Here is a 14,434-nt window from a genome sequence, read left to right as displayed (position 1 = left end):
GGGCAAGGTCGCGCTGGTCGCCTGCATGCGCAAGCTGCTGGGCATCGTCAATGCCAGACGGCGTGACGAGCTGCGTGCGGAAGGGGCCTTAACTGCCTGACAGCTGGGCTCACAAGACAGTTGCTGAATTAAGCCGAGCCGCGAAGCGGCTTCGGCTTGAATGAATTGTTAGGCCCATGCCAGCGGGAGCTGGATGCGGCGTATACGAATGAACCCAACAAACAAATCACCTGTACGGCGCCAAAGAATATTCTGGGCGCGAGCGCCTGTTGGCTCAATCCGCTCAGGCCAACGTCCCCTGACGCCACTACCCCGACAGCAGTCAGAGCAAGCGCAGCAAAAAGCAGCGAGACCCAAACGGCTCAATGGAGAAGTGGCCGGTTCACAATGAGGCCGGTCAAGGGGATGGCGGCGGCTAGGCGCGCCAAGACTATGAGCCAAGGTGGCGAAGTGGCGAACCACAGCGAGGAGAAAAGGAGCAGGGCAACAAGCGCGAGTTGAAGAAGAAGCGCAATTCCCCAGCAGATGCGAAAGACGACATTCATGGGCCTAACGCTTGAATTAAGCCGCGCCGCGAAGCGGCGTCGGCTTGAATGAATTGTTAGGCAGCAGTCTAGTCCTCATGGCGATAGAAGGAGTAGCCACTTGGCCTGCGGCTAAAAATGCCTGCCAGGAGCCCAAGAGGGAATGATTCCTCAACGACGAGGACGGGGACTGGGCCGCGATTGCTAGTCGAGTACTCGCCGCCAGGACGCCACTCAGAAAGAACAAGCTCCTTTGCCACCGACTCAGCCTCAGCCAAATCAGGGGCTTTGACTAGTCTCGTTGTGAAGAAGCCAACAGCCCGGTCGTCGCCGACTGCGCAATCAATTCCGCGGCCTGAAAGGATAACTTTGAAGTGCGGCATTCTTTAGTCTGCTGCCTAACACCAAGTAGACCCCGGAAATGGGGTGATATCGAATAGTCAGCCAGGCCGTTGGCGGTCGTCAACTGCTCTCATCTCATTGAAAACAACGCCTTGCGCTGGGCCCGGGGCGCACTTGCGGGTGGTATGGGCGGAGATTGCTGCGAATGTGGGGTGATAACCCGATGGGCCCCGGAAATGGGGTGATATCGATTGTCTGGCAAAGCCGATGAGCGGTCCGGTCTCGATACAGCCGCAGGTGCCCGGCCAGCGCGGCTTCACTAGGTGCCGCGGCGATGGACCGCGGCGCCGGCAGCAGCGGCCGGTCCCCGAAACAGAACGGGCGCCTTGCGGCGCCCGTTCCGTGTCCAGCTTTGGGAGCATGCCCACTCAGTAGCGGTAGTGCTCCGGCTTGAACGGGCCGTCGACCGGCACGCCGAGGTAGTCGGCCTGTTCCTGGCTGAGCCTGGTCAGCTTGACGCCGATCTTCTCCAGGTGCAGGCGAGCGACCTCTTCGTCGAGCTTCTTCGGCAGCAGGTAGACCTTGTTCTCGTACCTGTCCTTGTTCGCCCACAGGTCGATCTGGGCGAGGGTCTGGTTCGAGAACGAGTTGCTCATCACGAAGCTCGGGTGGCCGGTGGCGCAGCCGAGGTTCACGAGACGGCCTTCGGCCAGCAGGAAGATGCTGTTGCCGCCGTCGAAGGTGAACTTGTCGACCTGTGGCTTGATGTTGGTCTTCACCGCGCCGGAGGCGTACAGCGCGTCGACCTGGATCTCGTTGTCGAAGTGGCCGATGTTGCAGACGATCGCCTGGTCCTTCATCGCCTGCATGTGCTCCAGACGGATGATGTCCTTGTTGCCGGTGGTGGTGACGTAGATGTCGCCGACGCCGAGGGTGTCCTCGACGGTCTTGACCTCGAAGCCCTCCATCGCCGCCTGCAGCGCGCAGATCGGATCGATCTCGGTGACGATCACGCGGGCGCCGTAGGCACGCAGCGAATGCGCCGAGCCCTTGCCGACGTCGCCGTAGCCGCAGACCACCGCGACCTTGCCGGCCAGCATCACGTCCATCGCGCGCTTGAGGCCGTCGGCCAGCGACTCACGGCAGCCGTACAGGTTGTCGAACTTGCTCTTGGTGACCGAGTCGTTGACGTTGATCGCCGGCACCAGCAGCTTGCCGTCCTGGGCGAGCTGGTAGAGGCGGTGGACGCCGGTGGTGGTCTCCTCGGAGACGCCCTTCCAGCCTTCGACCACGGTGTGCCAGAAGCCCGGACGCTCGGCGTGCACGCGCTTGAGCAGGTCCTTGATCACCTGCTCCTCGTGGTTGCCGGACGAGGTGTTCACCCAGTCGCTGCCGTTCTCGAGCTCGTAACCCTTGTGGATCAGCAGGGTGACGTCGCCGCCGTCGTCGACCACCAGCTGCGGGCCGAGGAAACCGCCCTTGCCGTCGGGGAAGCTCAGCGCCGACAGGGTGCAGTCCCAGTATTCCTCGAGGGTCTCGCCCTTCCACGCGAACACCGGGGTACCGGTGGCGGCGATCGCGGCGGCGGCGTGGTCCTGGGTGCTGAAGATGTTGCACGAGGCCCAGCGCACGTCGCCGCCGATGTCCTTCAGCGTCTCGATCAGCACCGCGGTCTGGATCGTCATGTGCAGCGAGCCGGTCACCCGCACGCCCTCGAGCGGCGCCTCGGGTGCGTACTTGCGGCGGATCGACATCAGGCCCGGCATCTCGTGCTCGGCGATGTCGATTTCCTTGCGGCCCCAGTCGGCCAGCGAGATGTCGGCGACCTTGTAGTCGCCACCCTGGGAAAAGGTCTTCGGTACAGCGTTCATATCTGACTCCGGTTCTGTGTGTCCGCGGGCCGGGAAAGCGGCACGGGACGTGGGTTCGCAGACCGGGCGCCGTTGTTGCATGGGCCACCTCGCCGAGCCTGGCCGTCCCCGCGTGGCGCGGCAATGCGCATGCGGGAATCGGTCGCAGCGCCCCTCGGCGGGGGCGAACGGCAATTCTAGCGCCTTTCGCGTCGCACGACGGCGACCGCCGATCGTCGATCGCTGGCGTGCGCGAGGCCGGTGATTGCTACAATCCCGAATCGCAACCGTGCTCCGGCGGTTCACCGCAGGACACCGCGCGATCACACCACTAGGGAATGAAGGGGATTTTCATGGAGCGAAGCAACGACGCGCTCGACCGGGCGAACCAGGCCCAGACCTACACCGTCCGCGAGGACGATGCGCTGGCCGACATCGCCGAGCGCTACGGCGTCACCATCCAGATGCTGAATGCCGCGAACCCGGAGCACGAGCTCTCGGTGCGGCGGCTGACGGCGGGGCAGGAACTGGTGATTCCGCCGGCGCCGATGAGCGTGACCGCCGGCGCCCGCGAGCAGGGTTTCAATCCCGCCGCCGGCGCCTCCGGCAGTACTTTCGGCGTGTCCAGCCAGGTCGACGGCGTCGAGCGCGGGCTGGAGTGGAATCCGGGCGACGGCAGCGTGAAGGGCTCGGTGCAGGGTTCGGTGCCGCTGCCGCAGCTGGGTGGCGTGCGGATCGAGGCGGGCGCCGGCGGCAGCCTCGAGAGCGGCGTGCGCAACGTCGACGGCAATACGGTGGTGAGCCTGTCGCAGGAGGTCGTCGCCGCATCGGTCAAGCATGCTGCGGATGCCGGACAGGTCTCCGCCGAGAGCGTGCTCAGTGCCGGCAGCCGGGTGAAGTACGAGGTGACCCTGCCCGGCGAGGACCGCGATCCGTCCGCGGCCGCGCGCATCGACCCGTTCGATCCGACGACGATTCCCGACGGGGCGACCGTCACGCTGAACCGGCAGGACTTCGCCGGTACCGCGCTTGAGGCGTCGTTCAGGCAGATCGCGATCAGCAGCCAGCTCAGGGAGGCCGAGGGCGTCAGCTACTCGATCACCCGCGACGGCGATTCGGTGCGGGTGGTGATGGGGCCGAACGAGGCGGTGGAAGCGTTCAACGCGGTCGGCGTGAAGACCGATGTCGCGACGGCGATGCTCGGCCGCCAGGATGCGCTCGGCACCTCGACGCTGCAGACCGCACGCTTCGACCTGTCCTCGCCCGATGGCCAGGCGGCATTCGCGCACTTCGTCGGTTCCGGCGAGGTCGCGCACCAGACGCCCGGCGTCAGCGAGGTCGCGACGATCCAGCGCACCGACTTCAACTCGCAGACCCGGATGAAGCTGGGGCTGGGACCGGAAGAGCTGCGCCTGCAGGCCGACCTGGCCGGCCCGGCGAACACCGGGCAGTTCGTCACCACCACCTACCCCGACGGCTCCTATGCCCGCACGTCCGACCTGCAGTATTCGGGCAACGTGCCGCTGCAGGTGGTGCAGCGCTTCGATGCCGACGGCAACGAACTGGCCGGGATGCGCGCCTATCGTTTCACCGTCGACACCGACCGCCCCGAGGCCGGCTGGGTGGAGAGCTTCCTCGGCCGCGACGAGGCGGCCGAGGAGCGGGCGATGTCCGGGATGCTGAACGTCGCGATCGCCGGCGATCCAGGCGCCAGCAACGGACCGGTCCAGCCGGGCGACAAGGTCGTCATCGAATTCAACGAGACGCAGATGCGTGCGTTGATGGCGCAGGTGCAGGCGACGTCGGAACAGGACCGCAGCTGGATCGAGCAGCGCGAAGCGTCCGGGCAGCCGGTCGAAAACATGGAGTTCGCGATCGCGATGGCGCGGCGCATCGGTAGCGAACCGTATGCGTTCTCGGAGAACCTGTACCGCTACTCGATGGGAGACCCGTCCCGTGACGGGTTCGACCGCATCGACGCGACCGTGCGTTCGGAGCAGGGCGAGGTCCTGAGCGGGACGCAGTGGCAGCGGCCCATGCCGGCACCCGAACTGGGTACTTTGCCCCGCGACGCGGACACCGCGCGGATGTTCGATCACCTCTCCGCGGCCCTGGATCGCGGAGAACCGGCGCTCGACATCGCGATCCGCGATGTCGGTGCGTCCGACCATGCCCGGGGATTGCGTGAAGAAGCCGAGCTGCAGGTGGACGCACAACTACGACAGGCTGCCGAGCAGGAACAGGGCAGGCAGGAAGCGATGGCGCGGTGAGGTCGAGGGACGCGTCGGTCGCCGCGCGGACGGTGCGGATCGATCGTCCGCGCGGTTTCGGGTGCGTCGCGCTCCAACCCACCCTCGCCGGCACGGAGAATGATGTGTGAATGCTGAGAACCTGAAGGAAACCGTGGTCCGTGCCGCCGAGCTGCTGGACGTGTTCAAGCGCCAGAGCGAGGAGGCCGGACGTGCCAATCGCGACAACGCCGCTCGCCTGCAGCACGTGGTCGAAGAGGCGCCGCAGCAGATCCGCAAGGCTGCCGACGAAGCGCTCGGCCGCGTGTCCGGCGAGGTCGCACAGGCGGTCCGGGGCGGGATCGGCAGTTCGCTCGGCGAGCTCCAGCGTGCGGCCGGCGACAGCCGCCAGCAGGTCGAGGCGGCGGGGCAGGGCTTCGCGCAGCTGGCCAGGCACGCGGCGACGCTGGAGAAGCGCCTGTTGATGGTCGCCACCGCGGTGGGGCTGATTCTGTTGCTGGCGCTCGCCGTCGGCGCCGGTGGGCTGTGGTACATGCAGCGCGAGGCATCGCGCAACCAGGTCGAGATCGAGCTGTTGCGCGCGTACAACCGGGCTGACGTCGTTCTCTGCCACGATGGCCGGCTGTGCGCGCGCCTGGAGCCGGACGCCGCGGGCGGAGACGGCGAGTACCGCCTGGTCGCGCCCCGTCGCTGACGGGAGTCCGGGAGCCGTTGGCGACGCCACGGCAAGCCGGCCGGGCCGCGCGCTGCAGCCGGGCCTGGTCGCCGGTATGGAGGATCGTGGCCGGGGCGCCAGGCCGTACCGGCGCGGCGTCGTGACAGGTCCAGCCGATGCCGGGCTCCGGGATCCCGGCCGGCCCGGAACGACGACGGGCCGCTCGAAGGCGGCCCGTCGTAAGGGATGCGGCAGGCGCCGGATTACAGTTTGGCGGCCTTGCGCAGCTCTTCGGCCTTGTCGGTCTTCTCCCACGAGAACGCGGTCGCGGTGTGCTTGTTGCCGGCGCTGTCGAGGTAGCTGACTTCCCTGGGCTTGCGGCCGAAGTGGCCATAGGCCGCGGTCTGCTGGTAGATCGGGTGGATCAGGTCGAGCATCTTGACGATGCCGTACGGGCGCAGGTCGAAGTGCTTGCGGATCAGCTTCTCGATCTTGTCGTCGCTGATGTGGCCGGTGCCGAAGGTGGTGACCGAGATCGAGGTCGGCTCGGCGACGCCGATCGCGTAGCTGACCTGCACTTCGCACTTGTCGGCCAGACCGGCGGCGACGACGTTCTTGGCGACGTAGCGCGCGGCATAGGCGGCGGAACGATCGACCTTGGACGGATCCTTGCCGGAGAACGCGCCGCCGCCGTGGCGGGCCATGCCGCCGTAGGTGTCGACGATGATCTTGCGACCGGTCAGGCCGCAGTCGCCGACCGGACCGCCGATCACGAAGATGCCGGTCGGGTTGATGTGCACCTTGTTCTTCGGCAGCGACTCGAACCACTTCTTCGGCAGCACCGGCTTGAGGATGTGCTCGCGCACCGCCTCGACCAGGTCCTTCTGCTTGACGCCCGGGTCGTGCTGGGTCGACAGCACCACCGCGTCGAGGCCGACGATCTCGTTGTTGTCGTAGCGCAGGGTGACCTGGCTCTTGGCATCCGGGCGCAGCCACGGCAGCTTGCCGTTCTTGCGCACCTTCGCCTGCTGCTCGACCAGCCGGTGGCTGTAGTAGATGGGCGCAGGCATGAACTCCGGCGCCTCGTTGCAGGCGTAGCCGAACATCAGGCCCTGGTCGCCGGCGCCCTGTTCTTCCGGCTTCTTGGCCTTCTTGCGGGTGCCGTCGACGCCCGCGGCGATGTCCGGCGACTGCTTGCCGAGCATGTTGATGATCGCGCAGGTGTGGCCGTCGAAGCCGACGCTGGAGTTGTCGTAGCCGATCTTGTTGATGACCCGGCGGGTCAGGTCCTCGATGTCCACCCACGCGGTGGTGGTGACCTCGCCGGCGACGATCGCCGCACCGGTCTTCACCAGCGTCTCGCAGGCGACGCGCGCGCGCTTGTCCTGCGCCAGGATCGCGTCGAGGACGGCATCGGAGATCTGGTCGGCGATCTTGTCCGGATGGCCCTCGGACACGGATTCGGAGGTGAACAGGTAGCTGGACATCGATGGCTCCAAGAAAAGGGTATCCATCCTTCGATTCGGATGAAACGATGGCCGCGCATCATACAGAAGAGCCGGCCGGGGTGCATTGTGCCCTTTCGGGAAGTTGCCGGGGGTTAAGGGCGGCGAGGATCCTCGGCGGGAAGGCGGGAACGGGCGACCGGCGGGCGCGGTGTGGCTGCCGCCCTGCGTCCGGCCCCCGCTGTCACGGCACTGTCTTCCCGTCGACATGTGGCTGTCGCGGCGCGGCTGCAATCTGCGCGCCGACAGTCACGGGCTGCCGCCGCCAACGCGCCGACGCATGGGCAAGATCGAACAGCGCCTGCAACAACGTTTCCCGCACTGGTTCAACGGGCGTCGTGCCCGACTCTCCCGTCCCCTGCTGCGCACCCTCGGTCGCTGGTCGCGGCTGGACGAGGTCGACCGGTTCCTCGAAGCCAACGCCCACCTGCAGGGTTTCGGCTTCGTGTCCGCAGCCCTGGACTACCTGGGCACGCGCTACGACGCGGATCCGGACGAGCGCGCGCGCATACCGGCCAGCGGCCGGCTGCTGGTCGTGGCCAACCATCCGTCCGGCGCCCTCGACGCGCTGGCGCTGCTCGACCTGGTCGGCAGCGTGCGCAAGGACGTGCGGATCGTCGCCAACGACCTGTTGTCGGTGATCGACGGCCTCGGAGAACTGCTGTTGCCGGTGCGTATCCTCGGTGGACGGCCGAGTGCGGAGAGCCTGCATGCGATCGATGCCGCGCTGGAAGCCGAGCAGTGCGTGATCGTGTTCCCGGCCGGTGAGGTCGCGCGGCTTGGGCTGCGCGGCGTGACCGACGGACGCTGGCGGCGCGGCTTCCTGCGCTTCGCGCGGGCGAGCGGCGCGTCGGTTTTGCCGATCCGGGTCGAGGCGCGCAACTCGGCATTCTTCTATGGTGCGTCGGCCTTGTTCAAACCGGTCGGCACCGCGCTGCTGGCGCGCGAGATGTTCGCCCGCCGCGCGCGACGGGTGGTGCTGCGCGTCGGCCGCCCGCTCCACCTGCCGGACGATGTCGATCCGCAGGTGCTGCTGCGACAGGTACGGCGCGAGCTGCACGCGATCGGTACCCGGCGCGAATCGGCCAGCGCATTGCCTGCGGATGGTGCGGTGCCGCTGATCCGTCCCGTGGCTCCGGCGAATGTCGCGGCCGGTGTGGCCGCGCTACGCCTGCTCGGCCTGACCGGCGACGGCAAGGAGATCCGCGTCGGCCGGCTCGCGACCGGCGCACCGCTTCTGCGGGAGATCGGCCGTCTGCGCGAGCTGACGTTCCGCGCCGTCGGCGAGGGAACCGGTCGTCGCCTCGATGTCGACGAATACGACGGCTGGTACGAGCACATCGTGCTGTGGGATGCGACGGCGAAGAGGATCGCCGGCGCCTACCGGATCGCGCGCGGTGCCGACGTGCTGCCGGTGCGGGGGCTGGCCGGCCTCTACACCGCTTCGCTGTTCAGGTATGCCGACGAGACCGTGCCGCGGCTGCTCGAGGGGATGGAGCTGGGGCGCAGCTTCGTGACGCCCGAGTACTGGGGCAGCCGCAGCATCGACTATCTGTGGCAGGGAATCGGCGCCTATCTCGCCCACCATCCCGGCGTACGCTACCTGTATGGTCCGGTTTCGATCAGTGCCGCGCTGCCGGTCGAGGCGCGCGAGCAGATCGTCGCCTACTACGCGCACTACTACGGCACCCGCTGCCACGGAGGCGAGACCGGCCAGGCCGTGTCGAACCGCCCGTTCGCCTACCGCGCCGCGCCGCCCGACTTCGATCCGGCGCTCGATGCAGCGACCGCGTTCCGGGTGCTGCGCGACAACCTCGAGGCGCTCGGCGCGGCGCTGCCGATGCTCTACAAACAGTACACCGATCTGTGCGAGCCGGGCGGCGCGCGCTTCCTGGCGTTCGGCGTGGACCCGGACTTCAGCGATTCGGTCGACGGCCTGATCGAGGTCGACCTGCAGATGCTGCGGCCGAAGAAACGGGCGCGATACCTCGGAACCCACGGTTCCGGCGAAGCACGAACTCCGGCAACGGATCATCCGCAAGACGAGGGAGCCTGCGCATGAGCACTCCGGCAACTGTTTCGACGACGACCACCGTGACGCAGTTGCCCCCGAGGCGACGCGCCGTCTTCATCTCCGACGTCCATCTTGGTTCGAAGCACTGCCATGCCTCGGAGCTGGCGGACTTCCTGCAGGCGCAGCGCTGCGATCGCCTGTACTTGGTCGGCGACATCGTCGACCTGTGGTGGATGGCGCAGCGCCGCGCGCGCTGGGGCAATGCGCACAACCGGGTGGTCGAAGCGCTGCACGCACTGCGCCGCGCCGGCACCGAACTGATCTACGTGCCCGGCAACCACGATCGCCCGATCCGCCGCTTCTGCGGGCTGGCGCTGCCGCGCATGCAGGTGCGCCGCCGCACCATCCATGCCACTGCAGACGGCCGCCGTCTGCTGGTCACCCACGGCGACGACTACGATGCGGCGACGCATTTCGGAAGCCTGCAGGAGAAGTTCGGCGACTGGCTCTACTACCGGATACTCAGCGGCAATCAGCTGTTCAATCACATACGCCGTGCGCTCGGGATGCGCTACTGGTCGTTGTCCGAGTTCCTCAAGCGGCAGAGCGGAGCGGCCGAGCGCTATATCGGCCGCTTCGTCCAGGCCGGGCTCGACGACGCCGATCGCCGTGGCCTGGACGGCATCGTCTGTGGCCACATACACCGTGCCGCGCTGTTCGAGCGCGATGGCCTCATCTATGCCAACGATGGCGACTGGGTCGAGAGCCTGACCGCGCTCGCCGAGGATCCGGACGGAACCCTGCGTCTGCTGTCGCATCGCGGGGAAACGCTGGCGCTGCTGCCGGCGCGGGCGCGGTGGACCGCTCCGGAGGGTTCTCTGCCGGCTGCCGCGTAGCAGCCGGAGCGAGCGGTTCGCGTCGTCCATTGACCGATCCCGATGGTGAGCCGAGCAAGCCTCTAGCGGGTCGGCTGCGATCGAGGTTTCGCCCTGCGATACTGGCGCCGGTCTCCCTGGGGCTTCGCATCGGGATCGGCGTTCGCGCAGATGAGACCATCGCAGAGGATGGCGTCGGAGGCGTAGAAGGCCTGGACGACGGGAACGGCGTTCTCGTAGCGCCGCAACTCGTCCTGGACGGCAGCAAGTTCGCCACGGTAGTGGCCGAGCACCGCCCAGGCGACGAGCAGCACCAGCAGCAGGATCGATCCTGCTGCGCCGTACCACAGCCACACGGTCCTGCTGGCTCCCCGCAGATGCGCGGAGGTGGCCGAGACGGCGCGGCCGTACTCTGTGGCGACGGGGGAAACTGCATCCTTCGCCTCTTTTGCGATCTGTGTGCCGGCGCCGCCGACGATGCCCGCGATGTCGCTGCGGAACCGGCCCACCTCCTCGCGGAGCGACTGCATCTGTTCGTTGAAGGACGCGCTCATGCGTGCCTCGCGCTGGGTCATCTCCGAGCGCAACATCATCAGCGCCTTCACCGCATCCGGCGTCATCGTGGGGTTTGCTCTCCGATTGTCACTATCCATGGTGATACTCCCTTGTTCCTGTGACGCGTACGCGGGTCATATCTGCATGGCCGGCGCCTGATGGGCCCTCTGTCGCTCCTCCAACTGCCGTTGTTCCAGCGCCTGCTGCTGCGCCAGCAACTCGTCTCCCATCCGTGCAAACTGCTGCCCTTCGGGCGACCGTGCGAACTCGATCGCGATCCGGTCGGCAAGGTCGCTGTCGCCGGCCATCACCGCGGCGAAGTAGCGGTCGGCGACCGGATCGTTGAACGGGCCTGGTTGGAGCATGCCCTGGCGGTCTTCCGCCGGGCTGTTTCTTTCCGGATTCGGACCCGGCCGCTGTGGCTGGTCCTGTTCCTGGCCCTGCTCCACGTTGTGGAAAATGCCGCCCTCCGTCGAGGTGAGCACGTATTGCCAACGGGTTTGCTGGGGGTTGGCGCGAACGGCTTCAATGAATTGATCGTAATCCTCGGGGTGGATGGTCTGGCAGCCGGCAGAGTCGGTGTTGTTCCGCGAGCCGCTGTGGACCTTGAAAGAATCGTTCAGAGCCTGCACGCCATTGACATCGTTCTGGGTGAACCAGCCATCAGCATTGGTATCGCGTTGTACCAAGTCGGCATTGCGAGGAGCCGTTACCTGTTCCGGTGTTGGGCGCAGGGAAAAGTCTCTCGGATTTCCCCTGGCTGGATGCGTTGTGCGCAGCATCTCTATGGTCCCCTCAGCCATCCGGCCTAGGTCACGAGTGCCGTCTCCATTGACATCCTCGCCTTGCGGTCGCCGCCATGCAACATCCGAGTAGGGTGTGTTCTCACGATCGGGGCCTGGTCTTGCGCGTTCATCGTACTGCGCAGTCGGTTCTGTGCTGGCGCGATCAGCGATGAACCAGTGGCGCTCGCCGCTGGCATCTCTCCGCAACACCACGATATGGTCGTCGTACACACCAGTGCCGCGCTGGCCGAGATCGTCCATCGAGGCCACAGTGGAAGTTTCCCTCCGAAGTCCGAGCAACACGCTCTCTTCGTCGCGCAGCGCATCGCGGGCGGCTTGGTTGCCGCGTGTCTCTACGATGCTGGCGTAGATGTCGTACTTCTGTGCATCGGTCAGATCGACCAATTCGTTGGGCGCGTCGGCATCTCGGCCGTTGTAGTCCGGCATCCGGGGCGGTTGCGCGGCTAGCTGCAGGCGTTCGAGTGTGGATGCCAGTTCCGGTGAGGCCTGCAACGCGCCGGAGCCACGAAGTTCGTCGAGTTCGGTCTGTGCCCCAACCGCCACATAGCGATCCAGCGCCTCTTGCACCACCGATCGCTCCTCTGCCCGCTCGCGTTCGAGCAGCCGCAATGCTTCCGCGTGCTGCCCCTGTTGCAACTGCGCTATCACCCGGTCCGCAGCGGCGCGGATGTCGATATCCGTCGGGGTGGCGGGGTGCGGATTGGTCATGGTCCTTTCCTCTTGGGTTCCGTGGACTCTCTGTGGTCGAGATAGCGGTCGGCATGGCTGTCGTAGCGAGCTCCGCAGGCGTGCTCGCTGGAACGAACCGTTCGGCAGGGCCACAGTCCGGGGGGCACGGTTTCGCGCAGCTCAAAGCGCTCACCGGTCCAGACCAGGAAGCCGAAATGAGCAATGCTCGTACTGCCCCAGTCATGGTCATCGAATGCGCGTGGATCGGAGGACGGCATCGGAGGGGGCTGATAATCGCCTTCCTGCACGGGACGGAGGACCCAGCGCAGAACCGGCACATAAGCAAGGCGGCTGACATCCAACTTGACGTCCGTGGCTTTGGCATCGCCATCGGGATGCAGGTAAACGCCGTAGCGTCGACGCTCCGCCGGGGTCAGGCTCGGCGCTGGGGGTGTCAACTCGCGAGTCACGTCCTCCGGCCGGCCGCCCTTGTGGACGCGGTACAGCTTGAACTCGCGTAGATAGGCGTCGTCGGGGAAGCATTTATCAACCGGATCGCTCCATGTGGCGTCGCACTGTGGGCCATACACGAGGTATACGGTGGTATCCGGATCCGGCCCTTCGAGGGAGCGAATCCAGAAAAGACTGAAGTGATGTATCACTGCCACGAAGTCCGGGCGCTGCCCCAGCCCGCTTACGGCCTTGAAGCTCTGTCGGGCCTGCGCAGCGTCTTCGCGTTCTGCAGCCGTCAGGAAGGGGTGCCCATCCGGAATATTGCGCAGGAACCAAGCCAGATGCTCCGGCAACTGTCCGGAGCAGGCAATGTCCCCCAAGGGAGGGTCGGTGATCGCGCCGCCTCCGCAATCCGCCCCCATTGCTTTCTCGACCGCGAGCCAGTCCGCTTCGCCGGCTTCATTTGCCGGGAGCGGGGCATCGACAGCTGTCGAATCCACAGTCGAGGCGTCCGGCGCTTCCATCGGTACGGGGGGGGCGCAGGCCGTCATGGGCGCAGCCAGCGTCAGGACAATGGCCAGGAATGCATGGAGCCTATGGGGCACGTCACAACCTCCTGTCGAATGGCATGTCCACCATGGCGGGAGCCGTCCGCGTCGCTCCCTGTTTGTCTTTTCGCAAACTACACCCGGGCACGACACCGGTCCAGTTCGGCCACACGTGGGCATTTCCGTGCGAGGGCCTGCAAATCCGCCGGGAGCGGTGGACGGGGTGAGCCTCCGGGCAGGATGGAAGTCAGCTGCAGCCGCGCCCGCGTTGGGGCCGGAACGGTCGTGGCGCTTGCTAGGATATGGCGATGGATTCGTTGACCCAGATCGTTCTCGGCGCGGCGGTGGCGGCGGCGATCGCACCCGCCGGGCATCGGCGCGCGGCGCTGCTGGCCGGTGCCGCGCTCGGCACGCTTCCCGACCTCGACGTGTTGCCGATCAATCTGCTGACCGACGATCCGATACAGCGGATGACCTGGCACCGTGGCATCAGCCATTCGCTGCTGGTGCTCCCGTTCGTTGCATGGATGATCTGGGAGGGATGCCGTCGTCGTGGGGGGCGGGTGGCGGCGGCGCCGCGCCGCTGGTTCTGGGCGATACAGCTGGCGCTGTGCACGCATCCGCTGCTCGATGCGTTCACCGTCTATGGCACGCAGTTGCTGTGGCCGCTGCCGATGCGTCCGGTGATGTGGTCGAGCGTGTTCATCATCGATCCGATGTACACGGTCTGGTTGCTGCTGGCCTGCCTTGTCGCATGGTTCGCGCGCGAGCGCAGGTTGGCTCGATACGTGCTGGTGCTCGGTCTCTCGCTCAGTTCGCTGTACCTGGTCGCATCACTGGGCGCGAAGGCGGTGGTCGAGCGCGAAGCCGGGCGGGCGCTGGCCTCTCTCGGGCTGGCCGATGCGCCGCGGTTCTCGGTCCCGATGCCGTTCAATATCCTGTTGTGGCGGGTGGTCGCGATCACGCCGGACGGTTTCGTCGAGGGCGAGCGCTCGTTGGTGGCCGATCGCGGGCCGATGCGGTTCCGGGCCTATCGCTCGGACGTTCGTGCGTGGATGCAGGTGGCCGACTATCCGGGCGTGCGCCGGTTGGCGTGGTTCAACCACGGGTTCATGAAGGCCGAGCAGCGCAATGGACAGCTGGTGCTGTCGGATCTGCGGATGGGCGCCGAGCCCGATTACAGCTTCCGCTTCGCGATCGCGGAACGCGAAGGCCCGCAATGGCGCGAGATTCCACCGCAGCAGCTGGAATGGCCATGGGAAGCCAGCCGGCGGCTGGCGGGTGTCTGGGACCGGATCTGGCGATCTCCGGAGCAGCATCCATCCGAACCCGCGGCGGCCGGCGTGAGCGCGACCGGTTCCCCAGGCACCTGAGACCCGGCGACTTCCC

At 66.7% G+C, this 14,434-nt stretch carries 10 protein-coding genes and 1 riboswitch; of the genes, 5 read left to right on the top strand and 5 right to left on the bottom strand.

All coding sequences use genetic code 11. The annotated features are described in order from the left end of the window. Nucleotides 1-1,294: 1,294 nt before the first annotated feature. Nucleotides 1,295-2,737 carry an adenosylhomocysteinase gene (gene ahcY, locus L3V18_RS12420; protein WP_237055297.1) on the bottom strand — a complete coding sequence of 481 codons (1,443 nt, stop codon included), beginning with the start codon at nucleotides 2,735-2,737 and terminating at the stop codon, nucleotides 1,295-1,297. Nucleotides 2,738-2,794: 57 nt separating this feature from the next. Beyond that, nucleotides 2,795-2,899, bottom strand: a riboswitch (S-adenosyl-L-homocysteine riboswitch). Nucleotides 2,900-3,069: 170 nt separating this feature from the next. On the opposite strand from ahcY, the gene L3V18_RS12415 reads away from it, so the two are divergent. Both L3V18_RS12415 and L3V18_RS12410 read left to right on the top strand, forming a co-directional pair. Continuing rightward, nucleotides 3,070-4,986, top strand: coding sequence for a LysM peptidoglycan-binding domain-containing protein (locus L3V18_RS12415; protein ID WP_237055295.1), 1,917 nt, complete (start codon nucleotides 3,070-3,072; stop codon nucleotides 4,984-4,986). 106 nt (nucleotides 4,987-5,092) lie between these two features. Further along, entirely contained in the window at nucleotides 5,093-5,659 is a 567-nt protein-coding gene (locus L3V18_RS12410; RefSeq protein WP_237055293.1) for a hypothetical protein, read from the top strand. 224 nt (nucleotides 5,660-5,883) lie between these two features. Here L3V18_RS12410 and metK read toward each other — a convergent pair whose 3' ends face one another. Continuing rightward, nucleotides 5,884-7,107 carry a methionine adenosyltransferase gene (gene metK, locus L3V18_RS12405; protein WP_237055291.1) on the bottom strand — a complete coding sequence of 408 codons (1,224 nt, stop codon included), beginning with the start codon at nucleotides 7,105-7,107 and terminating at the stop codon, nucleotides 5,884-5,886. 298 nt (nucleotides 7,108-7,405) lie between these two features. Here metK and olsF point away from each other — a divergent pair, with 298 nt between their 5' ends. Together olsF and L3V18_RS12395 are read left to right on the top strand one after the other, a co-directional pair. After that, nucleotides 7,406-9,187, top strand: a complete 1,782-nt coding sequence (gene olsF / locus L3V18_RS12400) for a bifunctional ornithine lipid synthase OlsF (protein WP_237055289.1) — start codon at nucleotides 7,406-7,408, stop codon at nucleotides 9,185-9,187. Continuing rightward, a complete protein-coding gene (locus L3V18_RS12395) occupies nucleotides 9,184-10,035 on the top strand; it encodes a UDP-2,3-diacylglucosamine diphosphatase (protein WP_237055287.1) in 852 nt (283 codons plus the stop codon). The genes olsF and L3V18_RS12395 overlap by 4 nt, the downstream gene beginning before the upstream one ends. A 62-nt stretch (nucleotides 10,036-10,097) precedes the next feature. Here the strand turns inward: L3V18_RS12395 and L3V18_RS12390 are convergent, their stop codons facing one another. From L3V18_RS12390 to L3V18_RS12380, 3 genes are read right to left on the bottom strand one after another with little or no spacing between them, the layout of a single operon-like run. After that, nucleotides 10,098-10,667 carry a hypothetical protein gene (locus L3V18_RS12390; RefSeq protein ID WP_237055285.1) on the bottom strand — a complete coding sequence of 190 codons (570 nt, stop codon included), beginning with the start codon at nucleotides 10,665-10,667 and terminating at the stop codon, nucleotides 10,098-10,100. A 36-nt stretch (nucleotides 10,668-10,703) separates the two neighbouring features. After that, nucleotides 10,704-12,083 carry a hypothetical protein gene (locus L3V18_RS12385; protein ID WP_237055283.1) on the bottom strand — a complete coding sequence of 460 codons (1,380 nt, stop codon included), beginning with the start codon at nucleotides 12,081-12,083 and terminating at the stop codon, nucleotides 10,704-10,706. Next, entirely contained in the window at nucleotides 12,080-13,102 is a 1,023-nt protein-coding gene (locus tag L3V18_RS12380; protein WP_237055281.1) for a hypothetical protein, read from the bottom strand. The genes L3V18_RS12385 and L3V18_RS12380 overlap by 4 nt, the downstream gene beginning before the upstream one ends. Before the next feature lie 251 nt (nucleotides 13,103-13,353). On the opposite strand from L3V18_RS12380, the gene L3V18_RS12375 reads away from it, so the two are divergent. Continuing rightward, nucleotides 13,354-14,418: a metal-dependent hydrolase gene (locus L3V18_RS12375; protein ID WP_237055279.1), complete on the top strand. Its 1,065-nt coding sequence runs from the start codon at nucleotides 13,354-13,356 to the stop codon at nucleotides 14,416-14,418. Nucleotides 14,419-14,434 lie beyond the last annotated feature (16 nt).

The sequence above is a fragment of the Marilutibacter chinensis genome, assembly GCF_021725675.1.
Taxonomy (GTDB): domain Bacteria; phylum Pseudomonadota; class Gammaproteobacteria; order Xanthomonadales; family Xanthomonadaceae; genus Marilutibacter; species Marilutibacter chinensis.
The sequence above is the reverse complement of the archived record's forward strand: the minus strand, read 5'-3'. Positions and strand labels throughout refer to the sequence as shown.